General features: G+C 36.6%; 22 protein-coding genes. 1 reads left to right on the plus strand and 21 read right to left on the minus strand.

The genetic code is table 11. From position 1 onward, the window contains the following. Positions 1-60 precede the first annotated feature (60 nt). The 11 genes from AC50X8_RS09725 to AC50X8_RS09775 form a co-directional block, all read right to left on the minus strand. A complete protein-coding gene (locus tag AC50X8_RS09725) occupies positions 61-426 on the minus strand; it encodes a mycothiol transferase (protein WP_494879535.1) in 366 nt (121 codons plus the stop codon). Positions 427-480: 54 nt separating this feature from the next. Continuing rightward, positions 481-1,227, minus strand: coding sequence for a sulfite exporter TauE/SafE family protein (locus AC50X8_RS09730; protein WP_494879537.1), 747 nt, complete (start codon positions 1,225-1,227; stop codon positions 481-483). A 66-nt stretch (positions 1,228-1,293) separates the two neighbouring features. Then, positions 1,294-1,662: a hypothetical protein gene (locus tag AC50X8_RS09735; RefSeq protein WP_494879539.1), complete on the minus strand. Its 369-nt coding sequence runs from the start codon at positions 1,660-1,662 to the stop codon at positions 1,294-1,296. A 175-nt stretch (positions 1,663-1,837) separates the two neighbouring features. Continuing rightward, positions 1,838-2,215 (minus strand): hypothetical protein, encoded by a 378-nt coding sequence (locus AC50X8_RS09740; RefSeq protein WP_494879540.1) that lies wholly within the window; start codon positions 2,213-2,215, stop codon positions 1,838-1,840. A gap of 42 nt (positions 2,216-2,257) precedes the next feature. Then, the gene (locus AC50X8_RS09745) at positions 2,258-2,722 is read right to left on the minus strand and encodes a hypothetical protein (protein WP_494879542.1); all 465 of its coding nucleotides are present in this window, start codon (positions 2,720-2,722) and stop codon (positions 2,258-2,260) included. A 95-nt stretch (positions 2,723-2,817) separates the two neighbouring features. Further along, positions 2,818-3,153: a hypothetical protein gene (locus tag AC50X8_RS09750; protein ID WP_056041162.1), complete on the minus strand. Its 336-nt coding sequence runs from the start codon at positions 3,151-3,153 to the stop codon at positions 2,818-2,820. Between the two features lie 163 nt (positions 3,154-3,316). Continuing rightward, positions 3,317-3,811, minus strand: a complete 495-nt coding sequence (locus AC50X8_RS09755) for an NUDIX domain-containing protein (RefSeq protein ID WP_494863263.1) — start codon at positions 3,809-3,811, stop codon at positions 3,317-3,319. Between the two features lie 242 nt (positions 3,812-4,053). Beyond that, positions 4,054-4,464 (minus strand): hypothetical protein, encoded by a 411-nt coding sequence (locus AC50X8_RS09760; protein WP_494879544.1) that lies wholly within the window; start codon positions 4,462-4,464, stop codon positions 4,054-4,056. A gap of 537 nt (positions 4,465-5,001) precedes the next feature. Further along, positions 5,002-5,643, minus strand: a complete 642-nt coding sequence (locus tag AC50X8_RS09765; protein ID WP_046232804.1) for an ABC-2 transporter permease — start codon at positions 5,641-5,643, stop codon at positions 5,002-5,004. Beyond that, positions 5,644-6,507, minus strand: coding sequence for an ABC transporter ATP-binding protein (locus AC50X8_RS09770; protein ID WP_494879546.1), 864 nt, complete (start codon positions 6,505-6,507; stop codon positions 5,644-5,646). 3 nt (positions 6,508-6,510) lie between these two features. Continuing rightward, positions 6,511-6,885, minus strand: coding sequence for a GntR family transcriptional regulator (locus AC50X8_RS09775; protein ID WP_056041156.1), 375 nt, complete (start codon positions 6,883-6,885; stop codon positions 6,511-6,513). 251 nt (positions 6,886-7,136) lie between these two features. Between AC50X8_RS09775 and AC50X8_RS09780 the strand changes: the two genes are divergently transcribed. Next, positions 7,137-7,292, plus strand: coding sequence for a TetR family transcriptional regulator C-terminal domain-containing protein (locus AC50X8_RS09780; protein WP_494879547.1), 156 nt, complete (start codon positions 7,137-7,139; stop codon positions 7,290-7,292). On the opposite strand, the gene AC50X8_RS09785 is transcribed toward AC50X8_RS09780, so the two are convergent. The 10 genes from AC50X8_RS09785 to AC50X8_RS09830 all read right to left on the minus strand — a co-directional run bounded on the left by AC50X8_RS09785 (position 7,272) and on the right by AC50X8_RS09830 (position 13,849). Then, the gene (locus AC50X8_RS09785) at positions 7,272-7,688 is read right to left on the minus strand and encodes a GNAT family N-acetyltransferase (RefSeq protein WP_494879549.1); all 417 of its coding nucleotides are present in this window, start codon (positions 7,686-7,688) and stop codon (positions 7,272-7,274) included. The two genes, AC50X8_RS09780 and AC50X8_RS09785, sit on opposite strands and share 21 nt — an antisense overlap. Before the next feature lie 234 nt (positions 7,689-7,922). Then, complete coding sequence (locus AC50X8_RS09790; RefSeq protein WP_494879551.1) at positions 7,923-8,354, minus strand: hypothetical protein; 432 nt, start codon at positions 8,352-8,354, stop codon at positions 7,923-7,925. A gap of 226 nt (positions 8,355-8,580) precedes the next feature. After that, on the minus strand, positions 8,581-8,937 hold the full coding sequence (locus tag AC50X8_RS09795; protein ID WP_494863278.1) for an SdpI family protein: 357 nt from the start codon (positions 8,935-8,937) through the stop codon (positions 8,581-8,583). A gap of 11 nt (positions 8,938-8,948) precedes the next feature. After that, positions 8,949-9,512, minus strand: a complete 564-nt coding sequence (locus tag AC50X8_RS09800) for a GNAT family N-acetyltransferase (RefSeq protein ID WP_494879552.1) — start codon at positions 9,510-9,512, stop codon at positions 8,949-8,951. Positions 9,513-9,607: 95 nt separating this feature from the next. Then, entirely contained in the window at positions 9,608-9,952 is a 345-nt protein-coding gene (locus tag AC50X8_RS09805; protein ID WP_494879554.1) for a hypothetical protein, read from the minus strand. Positions 9,953-10,046: 94 nt separating this feature from the next. Next, entirely contained in the window at positions 10,047-10,787 is a 741-nt protein-coding gene (locus AC50X8_RS09810; protein ID WP_494879556.1) for an ATP-grasp domain-containing protein, read from the minus strand. A 22-nt stretch (positions 10,788-10,809) separates the two neighbouring features. After that, positions 10,810-11,217, minus strand: a complete 408-nt coding sequence (locus tag AC50X8_RS09815; RefSeq protein WP_494879557.1) for a DJ-1/PfpI family protein — start codon at positions 11,215-11,217, stop codon at positions 10,810-10,812. 443 nt (positions 11,218-11,660) lie between these two features. After that, positions 11,661-12,005: a hypothetical protein gene (locus AC50X8_RS09820; RefSeq protein ID WP_494863284.1), complete on the minus strand. Its 345-nt coding sequence runs from the start codon at positions 12,003-12,005 to the stop codon at positions 11,661-11,663. 149 nt (positions 12,006-12,154) lie between these two features. Then, a complete protein-coding gene (locus tag AC50X8_RS09825; protein WP_494879558.1) occupies positions 12,155-13,195 on the minus strand; it encodes a YfiT family bacillithiol transferase in 1,041 nt (346 codons plus the stop codon). Positions 13,196-13,303: 108 nt separating this feature from the next. After that, positions 13,304-13,849 (minus strand): O-acetyl-ADP-ribose deacetylase, encoded by a 546-nt coding sequence (locus AC50X8_RS09830; protein ID WP_494879560.1) that lies wholly within the window; start codon positions 13,847-13,849, stop codon positions 13,304-13,306. Positions 13,850-13,942 lie beyond the last annotated feature (93 nt).

Consider the following 13,942-nt stretch of genomic DNA (forward strand, 5'->3'; position numbering starts at 1 on the left):
TTACGGTTCAATCAGTAACTTAATATTAGACTTCTGTTGATGCTGACCAAATCTTCTTCGCTATACATTCAATCTTTTTCTAATCATTCTGATTTGGCCCCTATGATTGATTTCATCTTCAAATACATGAAACCACATAAAATAATGGTTAGCTTGTTTGTTGTACCAAAATTGCTCCTCTTCATTCCCTTTTATCTTTTCTTGTCCTTCTTTACCTAAATCAAGTGCAGGACCCCAAACTCTAATTTCTTCTTCATTTAACTCTCTATTTTCAAACGTCTCTACTTGATAGGCATATTCAACAGCGGCAAAATGTAATAATAAAGCACCAATTGAATTGCTTTCAGAATCCAGTAAAAAATCAAGCTGATCCTTCGACAAATCTTTCACTGCCTCTAGTGTAGTAAATCTTGCATAATTCATCATGGAAATCAGTCGACTGATCTGAGGAGAATATCCATTCTGATGATTTCATAGGCCCTACACGAGCTTCAACGAACCCAGAATCGTCCACACCCCCGAAAGGATGATGAGCCACAAGGTCAGCTTTTTAAACAGCTGGTCATCTAACTTTTTGATCGCTATAATGCCAATGAAAACACCGATTAACACGCTTGGAACAAATAGCGATGTGTACATCATCACTTTTGGTGTCAGCAGGCCGCTATAAAAAAATGTACCTATTGTAATCATATTTAAAATAACGCCATAAACGGTTATGTTGGCTCTAAATTCATTTTTGCTGTATCCCTGATTGGACAAAAACAACGCAACCGGAGGCCCGCTGAGCGAGATGCTTCCATTTAATAAACCACTTGTCATGCCGATCGGTATAAAAGCAATTTTATCATTACGGACGGGGAAGGATTTCCCTGATAACAGTATGCCAGCAAAAGCAATAATTAATATTCCCGTAAAGCCTTTTAAAAGGTCTGCACTGAGATAAACGAGCAAGAAGGTTCCTAGCGGCGCAGCCAATAGGCTCGATAGAATTAATATCCATATTTTTCGAATGGCGACATGCCGCCAACTATTGAGGAGTACGATAATATTTGTACATAGACTGAGGATGACAACGATCGGAACGACCTCTTGCAGGGGAATCATTTTCACCAAAAAAGGCATAGTCACTAACGCGAAACCGAAGCTGGTTAATCCTTGAACAAACCCCGCTGCCAGCACAATAAATATGCCTATGATGAGAAACATATTAATTTCAATGTCCATAAAAGCTCCTTATAGCTCCATATAAAATTGTAAGAAATTCAGTTTTGCATAGATGCCTTCAAATAATCATAACTTTTTTAAGTATCCCTTGCTGATATTCATCATTTGCATAATTAGCTCTTCACTAATATTAAATTCCTTCATTTTTCTGATAATATTATTTCTTTCAGTCCATTGTCCAAAAAACTTCCCATTCTCAAACCCATCTTCTCTAGCCTCAGCAATATCTTGCGAAATGCTAATGATTTCAGTTATTAGTTTTCCATACCATCGGTCTTGCTGAGAGTCATACATTACTACTGCCTTCACTTGAATATCCTCTGTATAAAAAATGATTTCTTCATTATTTTTCAGATTAAAATATGCGGCCTCTTCCTTTGTAATTCTAAATTTACTAGGGTCCGGCTCATTAAAATCCATCGATATCTTTTTCAATTTGATCTACTCCCTCATTATGATGATTTAAAATAAGTCGTAAGCTCATAGCAAACACTTCGAAATTCTGATTATGCTTTATGATTTATTGAGAAGGCTCGCGAGTATATATAATAGAATTTTATTCCTCCACAACACTACAAGGATCATGCTGCCCGAATTGTAATAAGCATCACTAATTTCGGTGTAATATTAGATCTGAATTAGCAAGCTCTATTGCAACAGCAATCGTAAGCTGCGGATTTCTTCTAAGCCCCTTTATATAATGACGATCCAATGGCTGACTCTTTACTATAGGTTCTATGCCAGTATCGCATCGATCAAATTCTATGCTTGCGATTGTATCGTTATTAATAAGCAAAGTTACAATATCTTCTGTCTCTTCGGGCACCCAAAAAATAATATAAGCCGTCCTCATCGCAGGAAAAAAAGTTTTAATCATCTCAAGCAATCTTAATTTGCTTTCGTCATTAAATAAGGAACGATGCGTTCGCATTAATTGACTCCGAATATCTGACTCCGTTTTTGTATGCTTTAATTTGATTACCTCCAAGTTGTTCACTCCTTAAAAAGCAACAAAAAATCATCCGTAAAACTAGATAACATCATTAATGTTTGAATTCTCATGGCAGTAAATTAAATTTAACTCTTTGTAGTAATCCTGCTTCCTAAATCTCATGACGGGCATCAATTCAAGCCAATACACTTCTTTTCCAACCCTTTCTATGCTATTTGTTAGGTTCGTTACATCTATTCCAATTCGATTCCAAATGATTTCCTCACCCTCTAGCATGACTTCCGCTACAATCAACGTGCAATAGAAATCACAGTCATCTGGGCACATCAAAACCGGAAGAATTTGCATTTTAGCACTAGAGAGATAACGTGAACGAACTAATCTTTTTTCCTCTTCAAAACTTAGCCACCCTCCGATTACTGGAACTAATCCTAAAAGTTTTTCGTTAGGGTATAATTCATTTAGCTTTACATCTAAGGCAACTCCATCAATAATCAGGCAATCGTGTTCATCTGGAAGGTACTTGCTTTTTAGCTTTTCCACCTTAATCCGATTGATTATAGACCACCTCACTGTTCGTATGACTTCATTTTTCCACAAGTCTATCGCCTATTTTTTTGATTATATCCATTTCATCATCATTCTCGTAAATCCACGATCCATGAAAATTCTTTGGCTATCGCATATACGATTTCTTCAATTTCGTCTTCCATTTGCCCGGTACTGGCTTGGGGGATATCTATCTCAATTAAATTTATTTCCTTAACATCATCTAAAGTATCAAAAGCATAGTTTCCATTCTGATTGGCAGAAATACCTTTTGCAGTAACTAGCTCACCGCAAATCATTTTAGAAAATTTTAATCGACTGGTTCGTTCAAAATGTAATGTCTCAACAAAAAAAGCTTCAATAACTTCTGTTCTAATCTTTTTGCTATAATGCTGATCCGAATATACACTTACATAGTCATACATATAATCACCCTGTTATCGTTTTATCAAATTTGTGCATGAATACTCTTCCAATCGTCTAAACCTGACTTGCATAAGATGATATCCATTCTATATCTCCTCCCTATACGTTTTCTGAACGGTACGCGGCCGAAGTACGAATATATGGTTATGAGAGAATACTCGCTTATTCAAATTGCTTTCCAAACTTATGTTTTAAATAATATTTCAATCCTGCTCGATCGACATCTGAAAATTTGCGCGGGTCATTTTTCATTAATAAATAAAGATCTTCAATAGCTTCCCATCGAATATGTAAGGTTTCATCTCCAACAGATAATAATTGACCCTCCGCTCTACAAATAAAGTACATTCCTATTGAATCCACGGGTCCCTTAATGGTCTGATACACACAATAAGGCTCTAAGCATTCCACTTCAAAATCAGAATTAATGCCAACCGTGTCAATACGCTTTTCACTGCCTTCTACTTCTGTAACAGTCAAACCTGTTTCTTCCAGCACCTCTCGTTTTAATCCAGTTAATATAGATTCATAGGGTTCCAATCTTCCACCAGGCAGCTCTATGGCTTCTTCATTTTTCTTATTGCGAACCTGGACAATAATTTCTGTACCCTTATTTCGATTCCTCTCAATAAATGCTCTCGTATTTACATAGAACATATGAGGGTCACCTCCTATTAAGTTTATATATATTTTCACGCCTGTCAGAATACCAGCTCGCAATCATGATTCTCCCACACATCAAAGCCATCCCGGCACGCGGTGCTCGGTCACACGTCGGCGGTCAAGTCTGTCCGCAACCGGAGTTACATTATAGGCTATGCCTAAGATCTTCACATAAAAATGATTCCAATATACATGCCAATCACCGGGATTTTTTAATGAAACGAGTTCTAGAGTCTTTAAAAGTATCCTCCTTTAATTTCATTACCTGTTTTCGGATAAATTTCAATAAATAAATGCTTCCACTCAATCATGAAATCACTTTCAAAAGTCCTATTATAGAAATCAATATGCTCATTCCAAAAATCAATAGATTTACAATAGTACTCTCCAAGGATGAATGACGGATAGTTATGAATTGAACTTGCCATCGTACTTATTTTCTCCATCTCATTCAATCGAATTAATTCTATTAAGCTGCTTATAATGTACTGAATAGGTGCAATGCTTAAATAAACACGTTCGATATTTTTAGCTCTTGCAAAAGGTCTAAACCTCTTAAGAATAGAAACTATAGATTCTTTATAGGGATTAGCTTCTTTGGATGCTCTTAGATTGTTTATAAGTTTTTGGATTGAACGATAGTTCATTTTCATGTCCTTCTCTAACCAATCTTGATAGGTATGAAGTATTTGATTCAATACAGGATTTAATGGTTCAGACCTAATGAAGATAAAAAGATAGTGCAAGGAATTCATTACGTTTTTTGCATACATCTTTTCAAATATATGAATCAACTTCCTTCGGGTTATTATATAGTTGCAGCCATCTTTAAATTAGCGTCTATCATCTAAACCTGACTTGCATATGATGATATCCTGCTCGTTGCATTGCCAACGGTGAAGAGCCTATTTTTTTCTAATTCGTGAAACACCATATATAACAGCAAAAATTACGAAGCCTACAAATACGAATAGATTAGTTATTGGCTCATTAATTTTAGGAATTGAATCTTGAAAAATCTTTAAAAAAATGAATACTCCTACCGTTAAAATAATTACGATAATAGATATTGGCTTCATTATTTCTCCTCCCTAATTACCAACATCCGATGTAGGTTGCATTCAATAAGAATGCCTGCTTATAGCTACGATTCCGCGTGAAGTAGTGGCAGCGCTACTCTTACATTACTTAAACTCTTTCTTCCGATGAATGTGGACTGACACAAAGTAGGATATGACAAACAGGATTGTTGCCATACACGAAGAAATCATACCAACCAGCGGGTGACGAAGCTGCATGCCTCCTGTAACAGGGGCCAGTAACGCGGCAAGTACCAGCATCATCCCTATCGCAGCAAAGCCCGAGAAAAATACGACAAGTTCATTTTTTTCCGTGCCAATCTTCAACATGATCGGATACATCAAAGACACTAATGTGATCGACAACGTCAACCCGAATCCATAACTATAAATCACAATCTTCGGATCGAGTTCAAAACCCGCAACGTACACAAAACCAAGCGTGAGCAAGCTCATCATCACACCAAGGAGGATTAGTAAGGTAAATGATACATACTTCGCCCCAATAATCGTACGACGCCTGATTGGCAGCGTCAGTTCAAACTTGTTCCATTTAGAAGTTTCATCCACTCGCAGCGAGGCACCGGTATTGACAACAAACAGGAATATTTGTATGGACAAAATCATGGGAATCGCGGCCGACTCCTTAAGAACCAAAGGAACCAATGATAAAAATCCAGCCATTATTAAGGAAAGTCGGATATTGCTTGCCATGGAATAAAAATTGTTGCGGAGTAGTCCCCTCATTTATTGATCCCCCTTAACTAATAACAACATAATTTCATCAATGGTTATATCATCAATGATGATTTCACGATGCTTTTTGGCAAACTTAGCTTTGTCAGAGATCAACATTTCGATCTGCAGTCCTCTTTTCCTGTATGCGAGATACTCCAACTTGTCAATAATCTGAAACTGCTCCGATTTGCAACGAGCAATCCCGTAATTGTATAAAAGCGTATCTTTTTTCTCTGTTAAAATGATTCTTCCATTGTGAATAAATGTGATATAATCTGCAATTTTTTCCAAGTCACTGGTGATGTGGGAAGACATGAGAATAGAATGTTCTTCATCTTCCACAAACTCTAAAAATAAATCCAGCATCTCTTCTCTGACAACAGGGTCAAGTCCGGAAGTCGCCTCGTCCAACAGCAACAGTTTTGCTCCATGCGACATAGCCACTGCCGTGGCCAACTTCATCGTCATGCCACGCGACAAGTCTTTTACTTTGATGTGAGCAGGCACCTGAAGTCTGCGAATTAGATTCTGAAAGAGATCATCGTCCCATTTTTGATAAATATCTTTGAACACTGCAGCTAACTTATCGGCAGTGAGATCCCCCGGGAAATTAATGGCATCAAAAACAACCCCGATATGATTGCGGATGTCCGGTTGTTCATCTGTCATTTCCTCCCCAAAAATTTCGATCTTCCCGCTGTCTCTCCTGATTGTATTCAGAATTGAACTAAACGTCGTTGTCTTGCCTGCTCCATTCTCACCCACAAACCCCATGATACTTCCTTGAGGAACAGAAAAAGAAACATTATCCAAATGAAAATGAGATCCGGCATAGGCCGTCGACAGATTTTTAACTTCCAAACAATAATTCATCGACTAGTCCCCCTTGTAGAACATGCTTAAAAGCTCCGTAAGCTTTTCTAATTTTATCCCGCTTGTTCGTGCGGTTTCCGCAGCCAGCATTAAATACTCTTCAATTTTTTTCTGCTGTTCTTCTTGTATAAAATCCCTGTTCTGTGCAGATATAAAACTGCCTCGTCCAACTGTCGTTTCAATAAACCCATCTCGTTGCAAATCTTCATATGCCTTTTGCACTGTAATTACACTTACATGAATCGTCTTGGCGAGCGAGCGCATAGACGGAATCGGATCGCCTGTTTTTAATTCTCCTTGCATCACCATCGCTTTGATTTGTGTTGTGATTTGTTCATAGATAGGCTTACTCGAGTTGCTGCTGATAATAATTTCCAATCAAGCTCACTTCCCAACAATGTACTTATCATTGCAGTACATTATATATCACTAAAGCACAGTTTTCAATAGAACATCCTAGTGAACTTCCTGTGCACCATGTCCCTCATTTTTATTACATTGAAATTCAAGTGAAATCATAGCGTAATTGGATCGACCGGTCGGGTCTCGAGGAGGGTAAGCGATGAACAAAATGCGTTCATTTCGCGGAGAGACAAAACAATTGATTATGGAGAAGGCTGGAATAAGTATTGTTCTTTCATGTCATTGAGGGGGATGCTAAACAATGGCAGGAGAAGTGGGAAGAAGATATTAGGACAGAACAGTCAAATAAAGAACGCTTGTATATGTTGGCAGAGCAGCTTGCAAGAGACTTCCAAAGTCCCTTATCCGTGGAATCGGAATAATTTACAAGAAGTCAAGTGATCCTCCCAAATTATGCTGTGGATGTTATGCTTCCATAAAATTATATATACATTTAAATCGCTCTCCCCCAGGGTACTTCTCACTGCTGATGTCGAAAGTCTCTTTATTTCACCCAACAATTTGCTGCCAAGCCCTTTATTTCTGTGATTGGGATGTACGGCTATATGTTTTAACTCTGTTTCCAATGTATGATGGATCAAACCGATAATTCCTGTCAGTTCATTTTCAAAATAAACGCCATATAAATCTCGATTTTTTAGCGTTTTATAGTTTTTGCATTCATGAATAATTCGCTCCGGTTTCGGACTCATACAGTAAGAAAGGAATTGATATACCTCTTGATCTGAGATTTCCTTGATTCTCTGTATCTGCATCATGTAATCATTCCTTCTTGTAGCTATAATGTGTTTTAAAAAATTGATTTTCATTGCTTTCCAATGAAATTTTTGTAATGACGAACCTGAGAAGCTCAAGTGATCAACTCAAACGGGTAGCCAGACTTAGACTCGCAGCGTTTATCTAATTGATTACACTTCCGTTCCTAGAACTTCTTCCAGATCAAGGGAGATTACCCGTAACGTGAATTCAATGTTAGATGACATACTACTCTTCTATGTAGTACTAACACTAATTCTTATTTTCTTTCCATATATGACTTTAGAAATTTCATTTTGTATGTTGAGTAATCCTTCATTCACCCAAAGCCTATTAGTCGCCACTCCCCCTCCCATACCGCCAGAAACTATATCTCCGTTATTAAAGAACTCAAAATAGATACCTCTTCCATATTCATCTTTCCAATATAAATTATCTATATCTTCTAAAAGCTTACTAAGTGTTTGCCAGTTGCATCTTATTATTTTCACAGGGCATACTACATATATTTCGCCCCCATAATCACCCTCCATTATTAGATATGCATTTTCATAGTTCTTAGCCTCTTCTAGAGATTCAATAGAATGATGAGATATTCCATGTGCTTCGCTTAATATATGCCGAAGGGGACTATGATGATCTGGAATTTTATTTTCTTCATTAGACATTGATTGTCAGCCCTTCTGTTTTTAAAATGTTATATGTTCCTTTACTTAACGCTCTTGTATTCACAAACCCGAGAGTCTTACATGTAGAGAACAGATCGCAGCTCATAGTTATTGTCCAGTTGAATCCGCTTCCTGCTCCTCGATTTCGACCATACCAAGAGCCACATGACCCGCAACTAGAATACGATGTTAGATGACGTTTGCACCCTAAGAGTTACATGCAACATTAGTCTATCTTATTCAATTCCATTCCTTTAAGCCTTTTTTCTACTCTTATAAACATTAAAACGAAAAATAAAATCATTAATCCTATTAATATCATCGTTATGGATATCCCTTTAAACAATAGACTTATTACACATCCAAGTATCAAAAATATGATCCCATACTGCTTCATTATTTCCGCACTATATTTGTTTGCTTCTTTCCATAGATCAATATTTTTCAATGATCTTGATGTTCTATAACCATATGTTACATTGATTTCTTTTGGAGGATATTTCTTTAGTAAGAATCCGCTTAAATAAAAGACTAGAGCAATCACGACGCTTAATATAACATTACCGATTTGGCTTTTATCCATTTAATTCTCCTTTAATTTTTTGAGGCTTTGGAATTTCCACTCCACTCTTCCCCAATCATTCCGTAAGTTACTCGATCTAAATATTTGCCGTTTAGAAATTCGAAGCATCGAACGGTTCCCTCTTCCTTAAACCCTAGGCGCTCTGGAACAGCTCTACTTCTACTATTGCTGGTAGCCGTGCATATTTCAACTTTGTTTAATTTAAGCTCTTCAAAAGCATATTTCATAAATAATGAACACGCCTTAGTAACTAAACCAAATCCTTCAAAATCTTTAGATAACCAATATCCGATTTCCGTCTTCTTGCTATGCCAATCAAAATATAAATAGCCAATTGATCCTGCAATTCTTCCTTTATGCCAAATCCCAATCCAGTATCCATTATTAGCTGCAAATGAACTTAATGTTCGTTCAATAAATTTCCTTGTATCGTTTATTTCGTGTGTATGATTAGGAAAATCAAGCCATTCTCTAATGCTGTCTCGACTATTATCCATTAACTCAAATAATTCTTCCACATGTCTATTTTCTAAAAATGAAATGTAGGAATCCTGATCTATGACTGATTTGAACATACTTTGCCCCCTGAAAAACTGAATTTATGGATTGATACTATGCATGAATATGCTGCCATTTGATGTATTTCTTTGTATGGTTGGGTAGTCTGAATTTAATACTCGCCATTATATTCAATAAAACTTGTTCGTCTAAATCGTGCTACATGGCTTGGAATATAACTATTCCTTGTATGTGGGGATAGATTTTCTATAAAAGTGATAGCGGCTTCTACAATTTCATTAGTTTGAAAAACACTTTCATCTAAATTTCCGCTCAGCAAGGCTGCCTCCCCCTTAACTTTTAAACAAAGATACCCATACCCAGGGTCTACTATAACTAAGTTGATAATCTCTTCTTCCTCTTGTTCTCTTGAACTATCATAAAATCTTAATAAAATGTCATTCTCTTTATAAAAAACATCAACATCACATGAAAAGTTCTCAAATATAAATTTCATTTTTCACTTTCCTTTCATATAACGTTCTCCATCTAAGACATGACCCGGCCTTAGATAACTCTTATCTTAGGTCGGGTCGCATGATGTCTGAAACCTATAAGCTTCTTAAATAATCCGTAGTTCCTGTTAATTCTGACCATCTAGCTGAGAGAAATTTCGCATAGTTCAAAGGACTGATTCCATAACTCCCTAGCGAATGACCATCGTTTATTTCTACCAGCTTCATATTTCCTTTTTGATCAATACCAAAATCCATACCATATGCAGCTGGCGCATCAATAAAATCCCTAACCGCACTTTTTATTATATTTAAATCCAATTTCGAATCCCAAGCACCCTTATAATATCTGATATCAAGTATTTGTCCGTATCGTATAAAACAACGCCATTCCGTTGTAAAATCAACAACTTCAGAACACCAAATATTCGTATCCTCATTTTCTGCAATTAAACCTATAAAATCTTTATATTCCTTCACAACCGTTCCAGCAAACTTTTTCGTTATGTCTTTAGGCTTTATAAAAACGTTCCAGTTCTGTTTATTTTCAAAAAGCTCTTGAGTAGTAGTCGTCCATATTTTTCTGCCAAAATAATGAGACAAGGAATTCGGATAATCAATTTCTCCTTGACTCCTTTCAATCCCTAAAATTTCAAGACGCTTTCTCACGTTACCAATTCCGCCAACTACTAAATCTTCGGGATTTTTTTCTTTGATTTCTGCTATATCATTAAACTTAATGGTCTCCCACCCTAACGACGTGAAACCATCGTTAGCAATAAAAGCATTCACATTGTAGAACTCTCCATTTTTATCTGTCTGTATATATGCTTTCATCCAGTATACCTCTCCTTCTCTATTAGCTAACAAAATCTTGTATCTTTCTACCATTCTCTAATCGATCTTTAAATTTACCTTTAGTGTATTCACTAATGACCTTATTCCAAAACATCTGTGCCGGTTTGTTACTTTCTAATTGATAAACTTCCCAATCCCCCTTATGTAAATTAAATATTTCTTTGGCTACGGCCTTACCAATTCCTTCTCCTCTATATTTTAATGGAAATCGATTATTCGCCTCAGCTGTTATAAGGTTTCCATCTTTAACAATTCTGGATTTAATAACTTCTTTGCAATAGGGTTCTAATAATTCATAAGCATTAGGATGGGTTGTTGCTTTCTTATTCTTTAATAAACCTGCAACACCCAGTAATAGTGAGCCTGTACAAACAGACACGATGTAATTAACTTTCTCGGCTTGTCGCAACCACGAAATAAATTCATCATCAGATCTAAGCTTCTTTATCCCGATTCATCGGAAATCTCTTCTGTTAGTCCACAAATATCCCATGTTATATCTTTTGTTTCTTCAAACATTTTCAAGCGATTGATAACATCATAGAATTAAAATCTAAAAACGTGATCCCGTTAAAGAGAATAAAACCAATCTTCATATGCCCCCAATGTTTGTTATGCTCTTACAGGCATTTCATCTTACGTTCTGGTATTCACGACTTCGAAAGACTTAAGGGACTGTTCGGATCGGCAAAGCCCTCAACCATATCGGTCCGCGAAGCGAGGTTAGTCTTGCAGAGGTGTCCGACTTTTTCTGCTTCCCTGTTTCTCTACTTCTCCCGGACCAATGGTGTATGCCCGCAGTGTGAATATGCTTTTATCTGATGGGGCTTTCTTCTTGATATACATACATTTTTATAGTTTGACTTGAAGCCTTCCTAGTCTTGTTAATCTTGATTTTATTGCCCCTTCAGTCCTCTCATTTATTATTGATAAGTTCTTTATTGATTCTCCTTGATCAAAATCACTTACTAGTTTTTCATCCTCTTCTTCACTCCATGACTTCCCTGATTTTGAAGGTACAATTAATTCTTTATTCTCGCGCTTCTCTAGTAATTCAATTCCTTTTAATGCAGTATATAACGCTCTTATTACTTCCGGTTGTTGATAAGGACTGTCATTGTGATAGATTTCACCTGTGATCGGGTCAATACCATCGGAAAGCAAAGTAATAATTTCTTTTGCTCTGGCTGCATTCATTAATATCATTCCTTTAGTTTTTTCTTTTAATCCCCAAAAAATCCATGTCTGATAACGGTACTGTATTCACCAATCAGAGAGCCCTAAGCGACGACGTAGGAATGTAATGTTATCTTAGGGATTGGCATACCCTGAGAAACTCACAAATATTATTCCGATTCTAATATGTTTTTTATAAAATCAGTTTTTGCCTCTGTATAAGCTTCTCTGTCTTCTCTGTTTTCTTCCGCTAACTTTCTTTTTAGTTCGGCATATTGCTCAGCCAAATTAGGCTGTTCACGAAGTTTATTTCTGAATTTAATTTGTTTTTCCCAACGTTCTTCATCCTCTAACATCAGATGAAGATGACAATCTCTTCTATCATTTTTAACTTTGACAAAAAATCTTCTCCACTCATGCCCGTCCAGTTCCAGTGGAACATAATTCCAATTATCAGTTTTCAAACTTTCAATAATCTCTTCTAAATCATTATAGGTCTTGATTTTTGCCATCATATCAATAATTGGTTTGGCTGGAAGATTGGGAATTGACGTACTACCAATATGTTCTATATCCCTCACCCCGAAAGGATAAAGATTTTCTCTTAAACGATCAACTTCTTGTGTCCCCTTCACTAACCAAGTGGAATCAGGAATCTTAATCTCAACTGGTTCTGTGGCCCAAACTGGCCAGTTATTCACTTTAACAGAAGATTGGATTTGAGCTATGTGATGATGGTTATGCCATACAAATCTTTGAAGTGCTATATCCAATGTTATTTCTCCTAAAACTTGAGTTTTCAAAATTCGCCTGAAATCTTCCGTTTTTAAATGGTTAAGCAAGACCAGAAATCGTCTATGAAGTATTTCAATTAGTAATATAGAGTCTTCAATAGGTATATTTTTATAGTCGCTTAATTGTGCCCATAAATCTTCCCGATAAGAGTTTCCCATCGGTTCATCTTCAGTTAGCGCCCTCTTAAATCTTAAGTAAGCATTCATATCATTATCAGCAAGGTGATGAACGATTTGCTTTATTGTCCAGCCATCTTTGCGGTATGGAATGTTAATTTGAGCAGGCTCCAAATCATTCAAAATAGTCCTTAATGTCTTTGTAATTTCTGGTATTTGATTGATGAAGAAAACACGTTCTTCATTTGTTGGATTGATTACTGGTTTAAACTGACCTATAGGAAACCGAATATGATCCACTTCTTGATCAACTCCCCTTAAAAAATTTGCAGTAATTATGCTTAGAGTTCTGGTATTTGTATACGATGTTATCTGATGTTTCTACCTTCTTGAGATTGCTGTTTGAACTTACATACCCGATTCTTCAAGCATCTTCTGATAGATCTGATAGTTTTCTTCATCAAAACAAACGAATTGTATTCTATCTATAGCTGAATGCAGTTCAATATAATTTTTGACTGACTTCAGCGCGATTTGAGCTGCAACGATCTTGGGAAATCGATATATCCCTGTACTTATGTTAGGAAAAGCTATGCTTCTTATATTATGCTTACATGCAAGTTCTAAGCTATTTATATAGCAACTCTGCAGTTTTTCTTCCTCATTATTTTTTCCGTCATTCCATACCGGCCCTACAGTATGTATGACATATTTCGCACTCAACTTACCAGCAGTCGTTATAACTGCTTCTCCTACAGCACAACCACCTTGTCTGGCTCTTATTTGTTTGCATTGTTCCAGTATTTCACTTCCACCGGCTCGGTGAATGGCACCATCTACGCCCCCACCGCCAAGCAAACTAGTGTTTGCAGCATTGACAATACAATCTACTTCAGATTTTGTAATGTCCCCATTCATCAATTCGATGGTTGTCGAATTAAATTCTTTCCTCATTTTTTTCAACCTGCCTTTCGTACCTTTCAGAAAACGTTTCTGTATTTTGTGCGCCATGCCACCTTAAGCTCAATGGGCGGCTGTGGATATGAT

The sequence above is a fragment of the Paenibacillus sp. JT22N15 genome, from assembly GCF_059383755.1.

Coding starts and splice junctions, on each gene's coding strand:
- AC50X8_RS09755 (WP_494863263.1), bottom strand. CDS start 3,811: ATGTTCTATGTAAATACGAGAGCATTTATTGAGAGGAATCGAAATAAG.
- AC50X8_RS09795 (WP_494863278.1), bottom strand. CDS start 8,937: ATGGATAAAAGCCAAATCGGTAATGTTATATTAAGCGTCGTGATTGCT.
- AC50X8_RS09730 (WP_494879537.1), bottom strand. CDS start 1,227: ATGGACATTGAAATTAATATGTTTCTCATCATAGGCATATTTATTGTG.
- AC50X8_RS09765 (WP_046232804.1), bottom strand. CDS start 5,643: ATGAGGGGACTACTCCGCAACAATTTTTATTCCATGGCAAGCAATATC.
- AC50X8_RS09830 (WP_494879560.1), bottom strand. CDS start 13,849: ATGAGGAAAGAATTTAATTCGACAACCATCGAATTGATGAATGGGGAC.
- AC50X8_RS09725 (WP_494879535.1), bottom strand. CDS start 426: ATGATGAATTATGCAAGATTTACTACACTAGAGGCAGTGAAAGATTTG.
- AC50X8_RS09810 (WP_494879556.1), bottom strand. CDS start 10,787: ATGAAAGCATATATACAGACAGATAAAAATGGAGAGTTCTACAATGTG.
- AC50X8_RS09805 (WP_494879554.1), bottom strand. CDS start 9,952: ATGAAATTTATATTTGAGAACTTTTCATGTGATGTTGATGTTTTTTAT.
- AC50X8_RS09800 (WP_494879552.1), bottom strand. CDS start 9,512: ATGTTCAAATCAGTCATAGATCAGGATTCCTACATTTCATTTTTAGAA.
- AC50X8_RS09790 (WP_494879551.1), bottom strand. CDS start 8,354: ATGTCTAATGAAGAAAATAAAATTCCAGATCATCATAGTCCCCTTCGG.
- AC50X8_RS09760 (WP_494879544.1), bottom strand. CDS start 4,464: ATGAACTATCGTTCAATCCAAAAACTTATAAACAATCTAAGAGCATCC.
- AC50X8_RS09785 (WP_494879549.1), bottom strand. CDS start 7,688: ATGATGCAGATACAGAGAATCAAGGAAATCTCAGATCAAGAGGTATAT.
- AC50X8_RS09820 (WP_494863284.1), bottom strand. CDS start 12,005: ATGAATGCAGCCAGAGCAAAAGAAATTATTACTTTGCTTTCCGATGGT.
- AC50X8_RS09770 (WP_494879546.1), bottom strand. CDS start 6,507: ATGAATTATTGTTTGGAAGTTAAAAATCTGTCGACGGCCTATGCCGGA.
- AC50X8_RS09750 (WP_056041162.1), bottom strand. CDS start 3,153: ATGTATGACTATGTAAGTGTATATTCGGATCAGCATTATAGCAAAAAG.